The 16,215-nt window shown below is 74.2% G+C and carries 9 protein-coding genes and 1 tRNA gene; 6 read left to right on the top strand and 4 right to left on the bottom strand.

The window, feature by feature from the left end; genetic code table 11:
- Nucleotides 1–98 precede the first annotated feature (98 nt).
- Entirely contained in the window at nucleotides 99–899 is an 801-nt protein-coding gene (locus OG276_RS19495; protein ID WP_266907205.1) for a TetR/AcrR family transcriptional regulator, read from the top strand.
- A 273-nt stretch (nucleotides 900–1,172) separates the two neighbouring features.
- Nucleotides 1,173–3,137: a sigma-70 family RNA polymerase sigma factor gene (locus OG276_RS19490; RefSeq protein ID WP_266907203.1), complete on the top strand. Its 1,965-nt coding sequence runs from the start codon at nucleotides 1,173–1,175 to the stop codon at nucleotides 3,135–3,137.
- Between the two features lie 770 nt (nucleotides 3,138–3,907).
- Here OG276_RS19490 and OG276_RS19485 read toward each other — a convergent pair.
- Nucleotides 3,908–6,208 (bottom strand): asparagine synthase-related protein, encoded by a 2,301-nt coding sequence (locus tag OG276_RS19485; RefSeq protein WP_266907201.1) that lies wholly within the window; start codon nucleotides 6,206–6,208, stop codon nucleotides 3,908–3,910.
- 669 nt (nucleotides 6,209–6,877) lie between these two features.
- On the opposite strand from OG276_RS19485, the gene OG276_RS19480 reads away from it, so the two are divergent.
- The 4 genes from OG276_RS19480 (at nucleotide 6,878) to OG276_RS19465 (ending at nucleotide 12,236) form a co-directional block, all read left to right on the top strand.
- Nucleotides 6,878–8,431, top strand: a complete 1,554-nt coding sequence (locus tag OG276_RS19480) for a sporulation protein (protein WP_266907199.1) — start codon at nucleotides 6,878–6,880, stop codon at nucleotides 8,429–8,431.
- Between the two features lie 81 nt (nucleotides 8,432–8,512).
- Nucleotides 8,513–9,712, top strand: coding sequence for an L-2-hydroxyglutarate oxidase (lhgO, locus tag OG276_RS19475; RefSeq protein WP_266912932.1), 1,200 nt, complete (start codon nucleotides 8,513–8,515; stop codon nucleotides 9,710–9,712).
- A gap of 318 nt (nucleotides 9,713–10,030) precedes the next feature.
- On the top strand, nucleotides 10,031–10,852 hold the full coding sequence (gene trmB / locus OG276_RS19470; protein ID WP_266907197.1) for a tRNA (guanosine(46)-N7)-methyltransferase TrmB: 822 nt from the start codon (nucleotides 10,031–10,033) through the stop codon (nucleotides 10,850–10,852).
- Between the two features lie 103 nt (nucleotides 10,853–10,955).
- A complete protein-coding gene (locus tag OG276_RS19465; protein ID WP_266912930.1) occupies nucleotides 10,956–12,236 on the top strand; it encodes a PrsW family intramembrane metalloprotease in 1,281 nt (426 codons plus the stop codon).
- On the opposite strand, the gene OG276_RS19460 is transcribed toward OG276_RS19465, so the two are convergent.
- From OG276_RS19460 to OG276_RS19450, 3 genes are all read right to left on the bottom strand, one after another.
- Nucleotides 12,187–13,239: a M23 family metallopeptidase gene (locus OG276_RS19460; RefSeq protein WP_266907195.1), complete on the bottom strand. Its 1,053-nt coding sequence runs from the start codon at nucleotides 13,237–13,239 to the stop codon at nucleotides 12,187–12,189. The genes OG276_RS19465 and OG276_RS19460 overlap by 50 nt on opposite strands.
- A gap of 292 nt (nucleotides 13,240–13,531) precedes the next feature.
- Complete coding sequence (locus tag OG276_RS19455; RefSeq protein WP_266912928.1) at nucleotides 13,532–14,704, bottom strand: PP2C family protein-serine/threonine phosphatase; 1,173 nt, start codon at nucleotides 14,702–14,704, stop codon at nucleotides 13,532–13,534.
- Between the two features lie 171 nt (nucleotides 14,705–14,875).
- Nucleotides 14,876–14,949, bottom strand: a tRNA-Met gene (locus OG276_RS19450).
- Nucleotides 14,950–16,215: the final 1,266 nt, after the last annotated feature.

The raw sequence follows: 16,215 nt of genomic DNA, 5'->3' as shown, positions 1-16,215 counted from the left end.
TCGAGGAGTAGGACCAGGGCCCTCATGACCGTGGCCCCCCTCGACATGAAGGCGGGGAGTGTCTCCGGGGGGAGACAAATGATTACCGGGGGATACATATGCACATTTCCGATTTCCATGCTTCTGCCACCGCTCTGTCGTCGGCCGCTTCCGCGACCGACGGTCATGGGCGGCTGATGGCCGGCGGTCCCACCACGCACGGCGTGGGCCGCTCCACGCCGTTGCGCGTCGACGCACAGCGCAATCTCGAACACGTACTTCGCGCGGCGCGCGAGGTCTTCGGCGAGCTCGGGTACGGGGCTCCGATGGAGGACGTCGCACGACGCGCACGGGTGGGCGTCGGCACCGTGTACCGGCGGTTCCCCAGCAAGGACGTCCTGGTCCGGCGGATAGCCGAGGAGGAGACCTCGCGACTGACCGAGCAGGCCCGCACGGCTCTCGGCCAGGAGGAGGAGCCGTGGCAGGCGCTGTCGCGCTTCCTGCGCACCTCCGTCGCCTCGGGCGCCGGGCGGCTGCTGCCTCCGCAGGTGCTGCGGGTCGACGGGCCCGGTGAGGACGGGGCCGAGGGGACGGACGGCGAGGCCGCGCGGGTTCCGCACCAGCGTCAGGTCGTCGCGGCCGGCGGTGCGCCCGATCTGCGGGTCGTCGGCGCCGCTCGGACCGGCCTGGACGACGAGCCCTCGGAGGACGCGGGCGCGGGCGAGCTGCTGGAGGTCGTCGGCCGCCTCGTCGACCGGGCCCGGGAGGCCGGTGCGCTGCGCGCCGATGTCACGGTGGCCGATGTGCTGCTGGTGATAGCGACGGCCGCGCCCGCGCTGCCCGACGCGGCGCAGCAGGCGGCGGCTTCCGCCCGGCTGCTCGACATCCTGCTCGAAGGGCTGCGGTCCCGGACGGTGTAGGGCCGGGGCGCGCAGGCCGGGTTGGTGGGCGGCGCAGGTCGGCTCGGGTCGGAGGTCGGCTCGGGTCGGCGCAGGTCGGAGGGTTCGCTCCGGTGGTGGGCGTCAACCGGCTCCTTCCCGGGGGCTCTCGCTCGAACGGGTGAGGGTCCGTACGGCGATTCGTCGGGGCTTGCCCGGACGGGTGGAAGGTGTGGAGACCGGTTCGGCGCATAGCCGCCGTGTGACACGCTGGATCGGTGTACCGGTTGAGTGTGTCGTGCGAGGGCTTCCGCGATGAGCGTTGACGGGCGGGAAGAGCCACACGGTGGCGTCGGCGGCGAGGTCGAGGCGGGCAGCCTGCCCGCGCGGCAGGTCCCGGCGCAGCGCGAACCGGGCGGCCGGCACGCCGCCGGAGCGAGCGGGGAACTCCCGCCTTCCGACGGGGACTTGATTGCCCGGATGCGCGGCGGTGACGACGGGGCCTACGAGGAACTGTTCCGCCGCCACTCCGATGCCGTGCGCCGCTATGCCCGTACCTGCTGTCGCGACGGGCACACCGCCGACGATCTGACGGCCGAGGTGTTCGCGCGGACGCTCCAGGCCGTACGGGGCGGGGCGGGTCCGGACCAGTCGGTGCGCGCCTACCTGCTGACCACCGTGCGCCGGGTCGCCGCCGCCTGGGCGAAGACGGCCAAGCGGGAGCATCTGGTCGAGGACTTCGCGCTGTTCGCGGAGCAGGCCTCCGGGTCCGGCGACGGTGCGGGCGGGCTGCCCGTACGAGCCGGGGACGACACCCTCGAACTCGGTGCCGATGTGCGCGCCATGCACGAGGCCGAGCAGACCCTCGCGATGCAGGCCTTCCGGAGCCTGCCCGAGCGGTGGCAGGCGGTGCTCTGGCACACCACCGTCGAGGAGGCGTCGCCGAGCGCGATCGCCCCGCTCTTCGGGCTGAGCGCGAACGCCACCGCGGTACTGGCCAGCCGGGCCCGCGAGGGCCTCAAGCAGGCGTACCTCCAGGCCCATGTGAGCACCGCGCTGAGTTCCGGCGGGGACTGCGCCCGGTACGCCGACCGGCTGGGGGCCTATGCCCGCGGGGGCTTGCGGATGCGGGCCGAGCGGGGGCTGCGCAAGCACCTCGAAGAGTGTGCCCGGTGCCGGCTGGCCGCCGGGGAGCTCAAGGACGTCAATGCGGGCATTCCCGCGCTGCTGCCGGTCGCCGTCATCGGGTGGTTCGCCGCCGGGTACGCCGCCAAGGCGGCCGGAGTGGTGGCCGGCGGGGCCGTCGCCGCGGGTGGTGCCGGGGCCGCTGCCGCAGCCGCGGGCGGGTCTACGGCTGGTGCCGGAGCCGCCGGAGCCGGGGCCGCGGGCGGGGCCGCCGGTGGAGGTGGGGCCGGTGGGGTCGGCGGAGCCGTGGCTTCGGAGGGGCTGGGGTTGCCGGCCAAGGCGGCCATCGCCGCCGGGGTCGTGGTGGCCGCGGCCGCCGGGGTGGTGTTCGCGCTGGCCGGTGACGACGCCGCTCCCACGGTCCGTGCGAACCCGGCGCCGGGCGTGGCCGTGCCGGTGCCGCGGAGTCCGGCCCCCGCCGCGCCGGAGCCCGGCCCGTCGCGGGCGCAGCCGCCGGCGGCACGAGCATCCGTACCGCCCCCGAAGAAGCAGACGCCCGCGCCGCCGGTGTCCGTGGCGCCGGCCGCGCCCACGCCCTCGCGGAGCCCGGAGCGGTCCTCGCCCGCTCCGAGTCCCAGCCGGGCCCCGAGTCCGAAGCCGAGTCCCACGCCGAGTCCCGTACCGCCCCCCAAGCCGAAGCCGCCGGCGCCGAAGCCTCCGCAGGGGTTCCGGCTGTCCTCGCTGGGCCAGTCCGCGTACGGGAACCACGACGGCCCCGAGATCGAGACCTGGCGCAGCAGCTGGGTGTGGCAGCGCTGGGCGCCGGTGATCGGCGGGCAGTACTTCACGCACGGGATCACGGTCAACTCCCGTTCCTCCGTGGAGATCACCCTCAACCGCAGCTGCGTCAGCTTCTCCGCGCGGGCCGGTGTGGACGGCATGTCGGTGTTCACGAACGGCACGGTCCGCTTCTCCGTGTACGCGGACGGGCAGCGGCTGTGGCAGTCCCGGGCCCTGGGCTACGAGGACTCGGCGGCGAACGTGTCCGTCTCGCTCTCCGGGCACAAGACGCTGCGCCTGGTCGTGGAGCGCGCCGGGGGCGGCCGCCTGCCGACGCTGGCCAGCTGGGCCGACTCCGTCATCAGCTGCCGCTGAGGGTGGGTGGTGGTGGCCGGGGGTGCCACGCGCTCCGGTTCTCCCGCCGCGTGCGTAGGCCTCGCGGTTCCGCGCGGGGCGGCGTGCGTCCGTGCCGATGTGCCTTCCGCGAGCGAGTGGGTTGCCCGGCGCGGCCGGACAGGGGCGGCCGCGAGGCGCGTACGGACTCGGCGGACGCCCGGCGGTGAGCTGCGGGAGCAGCGCGGGATCGCCCGCCTCGGTACGGGCGAGCTCGTACGCGGTGCGCGGGGCATGTCTGCCGGGTGCGGGGCCACCGGCGCCAAGGGCGACGGGCTCGCCGATGTGGCAGGCCCGCGTCAGGGCGATACCGGTGGGCACCTGGCGGGTCGGGGAGGTTCGGGGGCGTGGCCTTGGCCGACTGCCTTTGGGCGGCCAAAGGACTGGCGGGTCGGGGATGCTCGGTAGGGATCTTGGTGGCGCTGCTGGTGCCCTGCGCGGCGGCATGGGTGCGCCTCTGCTCCCGGCGGGCGAGGGCGGGCGTGCGGGCCGCTGCGACAGCGCGCCGAGGGGACGGCGGCCCGGCGCGGCTGTTGCGGGTAGGACCGCGGGGGCTGCCGATGCTGCTGCCACGGGGACGGCGGCCCGCCACAGCAGCTGCGGGTAGCACCGCGGGGGCTGCTGAGGCTGCTGCCACGGGGACGGCCCGCCGCGGCAGCTGCGGGTAGCACTGCGGGGGCTGCTGCCCGCCCTACTGCACGGTCGCCGCACCGCGTTGCTCAGGGCCCGGACCAGTGGTCGGGGACCAGCGGTCAGGACAGGGCCGGGCGGCGGAGGGGGACTCCCGTGGGGACGGCTCTGCGGCGGGGGGTGGAGGTGCCGGTCCAGCAGGTGCCCCGGCGGGCCAGGAGGCGGGTCAGCCACAGTTCCATCGAGACGAGTTCGGCGATTCCGTCGAGCGGGACCGGGCGGCCGTCCGCCGCGTCGAGGAGGGCCTGGCGCACGACCCGGGCTTCGATGAGGCCCGCGTCCGCCAGGAGCGGGGACGTGAAGAGGGTCAGGAGTCGCGGGAGGGCCGCGCGCAGTCCCAGGCGGGTCGCCGATTCGTTCGGGGCGTGGGCCGTCGCGCCCCACCCCGGGGGGAGGTCCCGTACCCCGGCCGAGGACAGGACACCGCGCAGGACCGCGGCCCGGGCGCCGGGTTGCACGCGGAGGGATTCGGGCAGGGCCCGGGCGGCCCGTACGACCTGGTTGTCCAGGAACGGGGCGTGCAGCCGCTGGCTGCGGACCTCCACGGCCTGCTCGAAGACCCGGTGGTCGGCGGCGTGCCGGGCCAGGACGGCGCGGGCCCGGGCCTCCCCGGGGCGCAGCGAGAGGGGCGGGCGGCCCGCGGCGACGGTGAGGCGGATCGATACCTCGGCCAGGGCCTCCCCCGTCAGCCAGGCCGCCGCCGGGCCGGGCCGGGACCAGGTCAGGGCCGCGAGCGAGGCGTCCACGGGGGAGCCGGGTCCCGCGGCCGGGACTCCGTCGCGCAGCCGGGCCGCCGCCGCCTCCATGCCGGCGCGGTACGGCGTACGGGCCAGGCGGCGGGCCGCCGAGTACACGGTGAGGGGGACCAGGAAGGGGACGCGGAGGGAGTCGCCCCCGGACGGGGAGGAGCGGGCGAGGGCCAGGGTGGGGCGCAGCAGGTGGCGCCGGCGTCGGTCGAGCAGGAGGTCGGCGAGCCGGGCGGGGTGGGCGTCGAGGACCTGGCGGGCTCCGTGGCCGGTGAAGTGGTCCGCCGAGCCGGCCGCGAGGCGGCGGCGTTCGCGGGCGGCGAAGACCAGGGAGGGGCCCGGTTCGTCGGTCAGCGGCCCGTCGAGGTCGGCGTAGGGGAGGGCTTCCTCGGCGGCGGCCACGACCACGTGGTGCAGGCGGGGGTCGGACGCGATGGCGTGGGCGCGTGCCAGTTCGGGTTCGCGGCCCTGGGGGGTGGCCAGGTCGTTGAAGGTGACGGCGAGGAGGCGTTCGCCGGTGCGGCCGAGCAGGGCGCCGGGTGCGCCCGGGAGGCCGGCCGCGAGCAGCGCGAGGGTCGCGGAGGCGCTGCCTCCGGAGAGGTCCGCGCCGACTCCGGGGACGGGCGCGGGGGCGCCGCGGGCGGCCCGGCGGTCGGCCGGGCCCATTCCGGGGACGGGCCCGGGGTCGTAGGGCAGCGTCTCGGGAGCATGCCGCGGAGCCGTGAGCCGGGCGCGCACCGCGTCGACCAAAGCTTCCCGTACGCCCTCCACCGCGAGCTCGGGGTCGGCCGTGGGGGCGGCCACCGCGAGGGAGGCCACCGGCTCGTACCCGGTGATCTCCCGCGAGCCCTCGCGCAGGATCAGCGCGTGGCCGGGCGGGATGCGGCGTACGCCGACGTACGGTGTGCCGTCGCCCAGCGCCTCCGGGCTGTCGGGGCAGGCCAGCAGGGCGGCGAGATGGCCGATGTCGAGCTGCGCCTCGATCAGGTCGGCGAGCGGGAGGGCGGCGGTGGCGTACGCGGTCCCGCTCGCCCAGGGCGTGTAGAAGACGGGTCGCGCACCGGCCAGGTCGCCGACGACGGTGATGCGGCGGCCGGCCTGGACGACGGCCGTGTAGCTGCCGGGCCACTGGGTGAGGTGGCGCAGGGCGCCGCCGCGGGCGGCGTAGAGCGCGCGGCGCAGTTCCTCGTCGGTGGCGCCGCAGCAGCCGAGGACGGCGAGGCGGGTGAAGGGGTCCGCGGGGTCGGCGGTGAGGGTGCGGATCTCGTCGGGGCGCCAGTCGCCGACGGCCCACAGGGGGTCGGGGTCGCCCCAGAGGAGCTGGGCGCCGACGGGGACCACGGTGCGGTCGGCCGCGGCGGCGCCCGGTTCGTCGGGGTGGCCGGCGTCGGCGAGCCCGCCGCGGACCGGGCCGTCGCCCCATCCGTCGGGGCGGGAGCCGTTCGCGGAGCCGTTCCCGTAGCCGTAGCCGTTCGCGGAGCCGTTGCCCGCGGCCGATCCGTAGTCGCCCGAGCCGTATCCGCCCTGGTCGTAGGCGTGCGCAGCGCCGTGCCCCGCGACCCGTCCGGCCGTGCCGAAACTCGCGGCGATACTGCTCCAACCCACCAACCAGCGCACCGCCGCCTCCCCAGCCCGTGGGCACCTGACCGGGGTGCGAACCGTGCGGCCGGCGCTCTGGGCACGGCCGGAGGGACCCCGGGTGGCTCGGGGTCCATGCTGCCACGAGACAGGCGTGCGGGAGTGGGTAAGGGGGGCGCACGTATAAACGAACACGCCCCGGCCATGCGGTATTTGGCGTTCCGTTCCGACCGCCCCATAGGTCGGTTTCGGCCATTCTTCGGCCGTACTGAGGGCCCTGCGCGGAGCCGGCGCCGAGCCTGCGCGCCGCCCTGCGGTCGCGCCGCCCGGGTCCGTCCCGCGGAGCGCGGTCCGGAGGGCGGTATCCACCCCCCGGACCGTTCCGCCACCCGCGGGGATTGAGGCAGCGGCATCCCCCGGCCCGCCCGGTCCACGCGGTGGGCCGACCCACGCACCGCACATCGAATCGCCGGGCCCCCGCAGCGGCCAGAGCGCACGGGTGGGCGCACGGCCACACGGGTGGAGCACGCGCCGAGACGTGCGCCCCGGCCCCGGGCCCGCGCCCGACTGTGCATACGGACAACAATCCCGCCATACGGAACAGGGGGCCTTAACGCTTGGGAGGCGGGGAACTACGCTGGGTTTACGAAATGCCGGGCGCCTATGCCCCGGCGGCGTCTGCGTTCCGCGTGTGACGAGGGGTGGCGCATGTCCAGGGAGCTCCGCGAGCCCAATGAGAAGCTCGGCGCCGTCCTCGCCCTCGCGGGCATCAGCAACGCCGGGCTGGCCCGGCGGGTCAATGACCTCGGCGCTCAGCGCGGTCTGACCCTCCGCTACGACAAGACCTCGGTGGCCCGGTGGGTGTCGAAGGGAATGGTGCCGCAGGGCGCCGCCCCGCACCTGATCGCGTCCGCCATCGGCGCGAAGCTCGGCCGGCCCGTGCCGCTGCACGAGATCGGGCTCGCGGACGCGGATCCGGCGCCCGAAGTGGGGCTGGCCTTCCCGCGCGACGTCGGCGCGGCCGTGCGCTCGGCCACCGACCTCTACCGGCTCGACCTCGCCGGCCGGCGCGGGGGTGGCGGGATCTGGCAGTCGCTCGCCGGCTCCTTCTCGGTATCGGCGTACGCGACGCCGGCCTCACGCTGGCTGATATCTCCTGCCGACAGCTCCGTGGCACGCGAACCGGTGGCACGCGAAGCGGTGCCGGGCGCGGCCCCGCCGGAAGGCCTACCGGCGCCTCCCGGCGCCCATGTCGGGGGTGTGCCCGCCCAGCCTTCGGGTGAAACGCCACCGGCGCCCGCTCCGGCCGCGCCCGCTGCGCCCGCCCCCGAGGCCGGGGGCCCGCAGCGCGTGGGCCACAGCGATGTGACCAAGCTGCGCGAGGCCGCCGAGGACGCCCGCCGCTGGGACTCCAAGTACGGCGGCGGCGACTGGCGTTCCTCGATGGTCCCCGAATGCCTGCGGGTGGACGCGGCGCCACTGCTGCTCGGCTCCTACACCGACGAGGTGGGCCGCGCGCTCTTCGGCGCCACCGCCGAACTGACGCGGCTGGCCGGCTGGATGGCCTTCGACACCGGTCAGCAGGAAGCCGCCCAGCGCTACTACATCCAGGCGCTGCGCCTGGCCCGCGCCGCAGCGGACGTACCGCTCGGCGGGTATGTGCTGGCGTCGATGTCCCTGCAGGCCACCTACCGGGACTTCCCCGACGAGGGCGTGGACCTCGCGCAGGCCGCGGTCGAGCGCAACCGGGGCCTGGCCACGGCGCGGACGATGAGCTTCTTCCGCCTCGTCGAGGCCCGGGCGCACGCGAAGGCGGGCGATTCGGCGGCCGCCGGGGCGGCGCTGCGGGCCTCCGAGGGCTGGCTGGAACGGGCCCGGGACGGCGACGCCGATCCGACCTGGCTGGGCTTCTACTCGTACGACCGCTTCGCGGCGGACGCGGCCGAGTGCTACCGGGACCTCAAACTCCCGCGCCAGGTAAGGCGTTTCACGGAACAGGCACTGTCCCGGCCGACGGAGGAGTACGTACGATCACACGGGCTGCGGCTCGTCGTGAGCGCGGTGGCCGAGCTGGAGTCCGGGAACCTCGACGCGGCGTGCGCGGCGGGAACCCGGGCGGTGGAGGTCGCGGGGCGGATCTCGTCGGCGCGGACGACGGAGTACGTACGGGACCTCCTGCACCGGCTGGAACCGTACGGGAACGAACCGCGCGTCGCCGAACTGCGCGAGCGGGCCAGGCCTCTGCTGGTAACCCCGGCATAGGCCCCGCGTGGCCCCGTTGTCAGTGGCGGGGTGCACTATGCAGGGGTGGGAGGTGTCAGTGTGGGCGGCGGCGTGGGCGGCATGGGCAGGCTGGACTGCGATGTGCTGGTGATCGGCGGCGGGATCGTAGGCCTGTCGACGGCGCATGCCCTCGCGGGGCTCGCTCCGGGGACCCGGGTGGTCGTCCTGGAGAAGGAGGACGGTCCCGCGCGGCACCAGACGGGCCGCAACAGCGGTGTGATCCACAGCGGGATCTACTACAAGCCGGGCTCGCTCAAGGCGCGCTTCGCGGTGCGCGGCGCGGCCGAGATGGTCAAGTTCTGCGCGGAGCACGGCATCCCGCACGAGGTGACGGGCAAGCTCATCGTCGCCACCGAGCGGGACGAGCTGCCGCGACTGCACGCGCTCGTACAGCGGGGCCGGGAGAACGGCATCCCGGTGCGGGAGCTGGGGCCGACGCAGATCTCGGAGTACGAGCCCGAAGTGCGCGGGCTCGCGGCGATCCACGTCGGGACCACGGGGATCGTGGACTACGGACGGGTCGCCCGGCAGCTCGCGGAGTCCTCGGGGGCCGAGATCGTCTACGGCGGCGCGGTCGATCTGATCTCGCGGCGGGCCTCGGGCATCGCCGTGCGGACGAGCGACGGGCTCGTCGTGCGCGCCCGGGTGCTCGTGAACTGCGCGGGGCTGCAGTGCGACCGGATCGCGCGGCTGGCCGGAGACGACCCGGGGATGCGGATCCTGCCCTTCCGGGGCGAGTACTACGACCTGGCCCGGCCCGAGCTGGTGCGCGGGCTGGTCTATCCGGTGCCGGACCCGGCGTTCCCCTTCCTCGGCGTCCACCTGACCCGGGGCATCGGCGGCGGGGTCCACGTCGGGCCGAACGCCGTGCCGGCGCTGGCGCGCGAGGGGTACGGCTGGGGCGTGATCCGGCCGCGGGACCTCGCGGACGAGCTGGCCTGGCCGGGATCCTGGCGGATGGCCTCGCGGCACTGGCGGTACGGAGCGGGCGAGGTGCGGCGGTCACTGTCGAAGGCGGCGTTCGTCGAGGCGGTACGGAGGCTGCTGCCCGCGGTGCGCGGGGAGGATCTGGTGCCTGCGGCGGCGGGGGTGCGGGCGCAGGCCGTGCTGCGGGACGGGACGCTGGTGGACGACTTCCTGATCCGGGAGGGGGAGCGGGCGGTGCACGTGCTGAACGCGCCGTCGCCTGCGGCTACCGCTTCGCTGCCGATCGGGCGGGAGATTGCCGCGCGGGCGCTCGCGTCGCTCCGGGCGGCCTGACCCCCGGGGGCTGCCCCGGGTCCCCGCTGCGCGGGCGCGGAGCGCGGGTCGCGGAGCGCGGGTCGCGGGTCGCGGGTCGCGGCAGCGGAACCCCGGCCCTGCGGGGCAAGTCCCCTCCCCGCCCTTCCACCGTTCCCAGGGCTCCGCCCTGACCCGGTCCTCAAACGCCGGACGGGCTGAAGTGCCCCTGGGGCTCCGCCCCAGACCCCGGCCCTCAAACGCCGGACGGCTGAAAGTGCCCAGACCCCGCGCCTCAAGCGCCGGCCGGGATGGTGCCGCACAGCCGGTGGGAGCGGGCGCGCGTAGAATCCGGGGATTGTGTCTGAGTCTCTGAGTCCCCAGAATCCCGCCGCCGAGCCCGCGCCGGAGGCGACCTCCAGCTACGTGCCCCCGAAGTGGCGCACCGAGCCGCGGTTTCCCGACGGGCCCTCGCCCGATCCGGCCGGTTCGCACCACGAGCGGCGGATCCGGAGCTTCCAGCCCCGTCGCAGCCGGGTGACCACCGGGCAGGGCGAAGCCCTGAAGCGGCTCTGGGGGACCTGGGGGCTCGACATCGACGGGCATCACGTGATCGATCTCAAGGAGATGTTCGACGGGCTTCCCGTCGTCCTGGAGATCGGCTTCGGCATGGGCGAGGCCACCGCGCAGATGGCCGCCGCCGACCCGGGGACCGGGATCCTCGCCGCCGACGTGCACACCCCCGGGCAGGGGAATCTGCTCGCCCTCGCCGAGCGGGGCGGCATGACCAATGTGCGCGTCGCGAACGGGGACGCCATCATCCTGCTCCGCGAGATGCTGCCCCCGGACTCCCTCGCCGGGCTCCGCGTGTACTTCCCGGACCCCTGGCCCAAGGCCCGCCACCACAAGCGGCGCCTGATCCAGCCGGAGTTCCTCGCGCTGGCCGCCACCCGCATGGCGCCCGGGGCGATCCTGCACTGCGCGACCGACTGGGAGCCGTACGCCGAGCAGATGCTCGAAGTACTGACGGCCCAGCCGGAGTTCGAGAACACGCAGGCGGACGGCGGTTACGCGCCCCGGCCCGACTTCCGGCCGCTCACCCGCTTCGAGGGGCAGGGCCTCGACAAGGGGCACGTCGTACACGATCTGCTGTTCCGGCGCACGGGTATCGCCGAGAACTGAGCTCATCACTCCGCGTGTCGGGTCGGCTCGGTAGAGTCATCGCGTGCTCCGAGCGACCCGGCCGCCCCGGCTTCCGCACCGCGTGCCGCGTACCCCCGGCGCCGTGCGCACCTGCGTGCTCGTCGTGCTGCTCGGGGTCTGCGGCATCGCGATCCTGGAACTCGTACGCGAACAGACCGGTACGCCCGGGTTCTTCGTCGGTCTGGGCCTGGCCCTGCTGCCGGTGGTGCCGCTTCTGGCGGCGTTCCACTGGGTGGGGCGGGCCGCGCCGCATCCGTGGGCGCAGCTGTCGTTCTGCTTCGGCTGGGGGGCGTGCGCCGCGGCGCTGATCGCCATACTGGCCAACAGTTTCGCGACCGAGTGGATAGCCGCGGCCACCGCCGATCCCTCGAATGCCGACCAGCTCGGCTCGGTGGCGATCGCCCCGGTGGTCGAGGAGAGCGCCAAGGCGGCCGCCCTGCTGCTGGTGTTCCTGTTCAGGAGACGCCAGTTCACCGGCCCCTCCGACGGTTTCGTGATGGCCGGTTTCACCGCCACCGGCTTCGCCTTCACCGAGAACATCCTCTACCTCGGCAACGCCTTCGTCGAGGACGCCCGGAACGGCACCGGGGTCCTGAACTCCGTGACGGCGGCGACGTTCTTCGTCCGGGGCGTCATGTCCCCGTTCGCGCATCCGCTGTTCACCGTGGCCACCGGTCTCGGCTTCGGCGCCGCCGCGCTCGCCGTGCGCCGCACGCGCCGGATCGGCCTGCCGCTGCTCGGGCTGGCCTCGGCCATGGGACTGCACGCGCTGTGGAACAGCTCCTCGGACCTGGGCGAGTCCGGGTTCTACGTGGTCTACGGCTGCGTGATGGTCCCGGCGTTCGGGCTGCTGGCCTGGCTGGCCGTGTGGATACGGCGCCGCCGACTGCGGGCCGTCGCCGGGGAGCTCGCCCTGTACGCGGCCGCCGGCTGGCTGAGCCCGGCCGAGGTGCCCGCGCTGGTGTCGATGCCCGCGCGCTCCCTGGCCCGCGCGCTGGCCCGGAGCACCGGGGGCCGGCCTGCCGGACGCGCGGTCGCGCTGTACGAGGCCGATGCCGCGGCCCTGGCCCTGCTACGTCACCGGGCGCGCAGCGGCGGCCCGGACCGGGAGCCGGACTTCGCGGGGCGGGAGCGGGAGTTGCTCCGCCGGCTCTGGCTGCGCCGGGCGACGGCGGGCCCGGCGTTGTCGCGGGCCGCGGTGCTGGAGGACTTGCTCCCGCCCTGGTTCGACCCCCTGAGCCCGCTCGGAGGCTCACCCGGGGGCCCGCTCGGCGGCTCGCTCAGCGGGCCGGCGCCGGGCCTCGTACCGGGTCCTAGACGTTCAGGCCCCGTGCCTGCAGCCATGACAGCGGGTCCACCGTGACGCCGCCCTGGCGCACTTCGAGGTGGAGGTGGGGGCCGGTGACGTTGCCGGTCGCACCGACCCGGCCGATGGTGTCGCCCCCGGCGACGGAGCCGCCGGTCACCGACATCGAGGACAGGTGGCAGTACCAGATCTCCGTGCCGTCGGGGAGCTCCAGCACGATGCGGTAGCCGTACGCCCCGGACCAGCCGGCCGAGGTGATCTTGCCGGAGCCGACCGCCTTGACGGGGGTGCCGGTCGGGGCGGCGAAGTCGAGGCCGGTGTGGTGGCCGGAGGACCACATCGAGCCGGAGTCGCCGTAGTGCGAGGTGAGGGTGTAGGCCGAGGTCGGCAGGAAGAAGGATCCGGCCGCCCGGGCAGCGCTCTCCGCCTTGGCCTTGGCCTCGGCGGCCTCCTTGGCCGCCTGCGCCTGGCGCGCTTCCTCGGCCGCGGCCTTCTCCGCCGCTTCCGCCGCGGCCTTCTCGGCCGCTTCCTTGGCAGCCTGGGCGTCGCGGGCCTGCTGGGCCGCGGCTTCCTGTGCCACCCGCTCGGCTTCGGCCCGCTCCTGGGCGGCGGCCGCCTCCTGCTGGGACTCGGCCTGCTGGAGGATGCGGCTGCGCAGCAGCTCGCCCGCGTCGGAGCGGCGGTCGGCCTGCTGCGGGATGATCCCGGTCCGCGACTGCTCCGCGGACCGCGCGGCGGCCGTGTCGGCGTCGGCGGCGGCGTCGCCGGCCCCGCCGCCCAGTGCCTCGGGGAGGGAGGGCATGGGGGGCAGCGAGGGAAGGGATATGGCGACCTGGGGCCGGTCCTGAGCGGTGGCGATGCCGCCCGCGCCGACCGCGGCGATCACGCCGACGCCGAGGACGGTGGAGGAACGGGCCAGTCCCCCGCGCTGCTTGAGGACACGGTGCTTGCCGCGGGGCGGGCGGGCCGAGTCCTCGGTGGGGTTCCACTCGCCCCAGGCTCCGGCGGTGGGCTGCTCCTGGACGTCGATGCCTTCAGGGGCAGGCGAGTTGGAGGCCACCGGGGCACACTCCTCATGGGCGAGCACGCGCACGGTGCCGTCTCTTGCGACGGCTGGGACGACCGCTCTGCGTTATCGAACGGTAATAGAGAAGGGGGAGTGATTCCAAGCAGTTGCGATTGATCGTTAACGACAATCAGCCACCGCCTGCACAGCCTTGGCCAGGACTTCTCGCCGCATTCGGTGATCAACCCGGGCAAAAATCGGCCATCCCTCCCACCCCTCTCGCCACATCTTCACATTGATGGTCCGTCAGATCGCTTGCCGAACGCGCTCCTTCGGCTACGTTCGGTCACGCCTCGTCCCCGATCGGGACCACCCGCACCGTCCGGCGCCGGTTCGGCTGCCGCGCCCCCGGTCTGGCCACCGCCAGCAGGGCCATGTCGTCCGTCGCCGCGCCGCCCGTGTGACGGCGGACATCGGTCGCGAGCGCGCTCAGCAGTTCGTCGGGCCCGGGGAAGACCCGCCCGCGCAGCCGGGCCGCCGGATCGTAGAAGGCCCCCGCCCCGTCCCGGGCCTCGGTCAGCCCGTCCGTGTACAGGAGCAGCGTCGCCCCCTCCGGGAAGGGCCACTCCTGCACCCGGTCCGGCCAGCCGCCCAGCTCCCCCATGCCCAGGGGCAGCGCCGGCTCGACGGGGACCAGTTCCGCGAGGCCGCCGTTCGCGTACAGCAGCAGCGGCTCGGGGTGGCCCCGGTTGACGAGCCGCAGCAGGCCCGCGCCCGGCGGGATCTCGCCGAGCACGCACGTGGTGAACCCCTCCACCGCGTCCAGGCTGTCGCGCCGGTTCCCCTCCCGGGCCAGCGCCCGCTCCAGCCGCCGGGCCACGCCCTCCAGCGTGGGCTCGCTCTCGGCCGCCTCCCGGAACGCCCCGAGGACCACGGCGACGGCCTCGACCGCCCCGAGGCCCTTGCCCCGTACGTCACCCACCGCGAGGCGCACCCCGTACGGGGTGTCCTGCACGGCGTAGAGGTCGCCGCCGATGAAGGCGTCCGCCTGCGCGGCCTCGTACGAGGCCGAGACCTGGAGGCCCGCGATCCGCTCGGCGGGGGTCGGCAGGACGGCGCGCTGGGCGGCCTCGGCGATCCCGCGCGCGGAGGCGAGCTGCTCCGTACCGCGCCGCACGACGATGTTGATCAGCGTGGCCAGCCCGGAGACGGTCAGGACGGTGACCAGCTCGGTCATGGCCTCCACCTTGAAGGTGGTGCCGTTGTAGAGGTGCAGCACGACCACGGCGAGGGTGGCCAGGATCCCGGTCAGGACGGTGGCCCGGAGCGAGAACAGCGGGGCCGCGATGAGCGGGGCGGCGGAGAAGAAGGGGGAGCCGGTGAAGCTGGGCGGGGTCAGCACGTCGAAGAGGAAGCCGAGGACGATCAGGGTGCCCGGGAGCGTCTTGACGGTCCGACGGATCACGGCGCTGCCGGCGACCGCGCCGAAGAAGCGCTCGCCCCTGCCCTGCCGGCCCAGCCCCACCACGCTGCTCTCCTGCCGCCCGGTCCGCCTCGCCCCCCAAGGCTGGGGGCAGGAGGGCCCGTACGGCGACCCGGGCGGGACCGTTCGGGTGACGGGGCGCGCACGGCGGACCGCGGATACGACGAAGGCCCGGTCCCCCACAGGGGACCGGGCCTTCGTACTGAGTAGCGGGGGCAGGATTTGAACCTACGACCTCTGGGTTATGAGCCCAGCGAGCTACCGAGCTGCTCCACCCCGCGTCGGTAAACACAACTCTACGCCATCCGGGGGGAGGCCTCCGCCAATTGACGTCCGAGCCGTGCCTGGAGTGCGAATAACCCCAGGTCAGCCCCATGAAACACGGCGGGGGACCGCTGGTTTCCCAGCGGCCCCGACGGTGACTGCGGCCATCGGGACTCTCCGATCAGGACCTCGTCGGCCCGGGCGGACTGCTCGGCGGAGGTGTCGGTGGCGGGGGGCGCGGCCGGGGCGGCGGGGACCGCCTCCGGGGTCCGGCCCGGGAGGAGCTTCCAGCCGAGGTTGACGCCCGCGCGGTCCAGCACGGCTGGCTCCCGCCGCACCCCTGACCGGCCGTCACAACCAGAAGCGCCCCATCCGGAGGACCGGATGGGGCGCTTCGAGCAGTAGGCCATGTCGGACTCGAACCGACAACCAACGGATTAAAAGTCGAAAGGTATTCATCCAACTAGGTGAGCCATGATCCAACTCACGGACTCCTGTGCAGGTCAGGAGCTATGCCCCGTCCAGCTGGGACAGCATCAGGGAGTCCGTGAGCACCCCATCCAAGGGCGTCCGCTCCCGCAACGCTCCCGCATCTCATACGCCCTGACCTGCGCGTTCGGTGCCTGCGGGAGCACCTCACCTCTGATGCCGCCTTCCGCAGCGCGGCGCAACCTTCTAGCGAGTGACGCCAAGCCATCCGTCAACGATATCCAGTATCGTTCCGAGCGAGCGGATATCAAAGTATTCGCGGCCTCGCACGGGCCTTTCTCCCACATCCCGCATTGCAGAAATGCAGAGGTTTTCCAGCTTGTGCGCCTCAGGGGCACCTTCAACCAAGCGGATTACGCAATCAAATCCGCTACGCTCATGCTGAGATAGGCGTGGGCGCGGATCTCCGGAAGTGATGCCAAATTTCACAACGTTGTTGATTTCGTCAGCAACGACATAGAAAACGTCCCACGATTTACCTGAACAGGTACGGCATATACCACACCCGGCTCGCACGTTACTCGGTGTCGGCCTCGATACGTGGCCCTTGCTGCACTGAACCCGATGCGGCTTATCATTGCCAAGCCATTTCGCTTCTAGAACGGTTCCTCCCAGCTGAGCAACACGTGCACGGAATGCCGCCTCGGCAGCCTTCGGATCCCTACCCGCACAGGTGCGACAGATTCCCTGCCCCCGCTGGACTGCGGACGGCCATGGAGTGCTCGCGTGCCCCTGGACGCACCTGACTCGATGTGGCGTGGTTGCCCCGAGCCACTGCGGTTCAAGGACAACGC

This window comes from Streptomyces sp. NBC_00086 (genome assembly GCF_026343255.1).
GTDB lineage: Bacteria > Actinomycetota > Actinomycetes > Streptomycetales > Streptomycetaceae > Streptomyces.
This window is presented reverse-complemented; position numbering and strand designations above follow the sequence as displayed.

Excerpts from the sequence above, each read along its gene's own strand:
- OG276_RS19495 (WP_266907205.1), top strand. The coding sequence starts at position 99 with ATGCACATTTCCGATTTCCATGCTTCTGCCACCGCTCTGTCGTCGGCC.
- OG276_RS19490 (WP_266907203.1), top strand. The coding sequence starts at position 1,173 with ATGAGCGTTGACGGGCGGGAAGAGCCACACGGTGGCGTCGGCGGCGAG.
- OG276_RS19480 (WP_266907199.1), top strand. The coding sequence starts at position 6,878 with ATGTCCAGGGAGCTCCGCGAGCCCAATGAGAAGCTCGGCGCCGTCCTC.
- lhgO (WP_266912932.1), top strand. The coding sequence starts at position 8,513 with ATGGGCAGGCTGGACTGCGATGTGCTGGTGATCGGCGGCGGGATCGTA.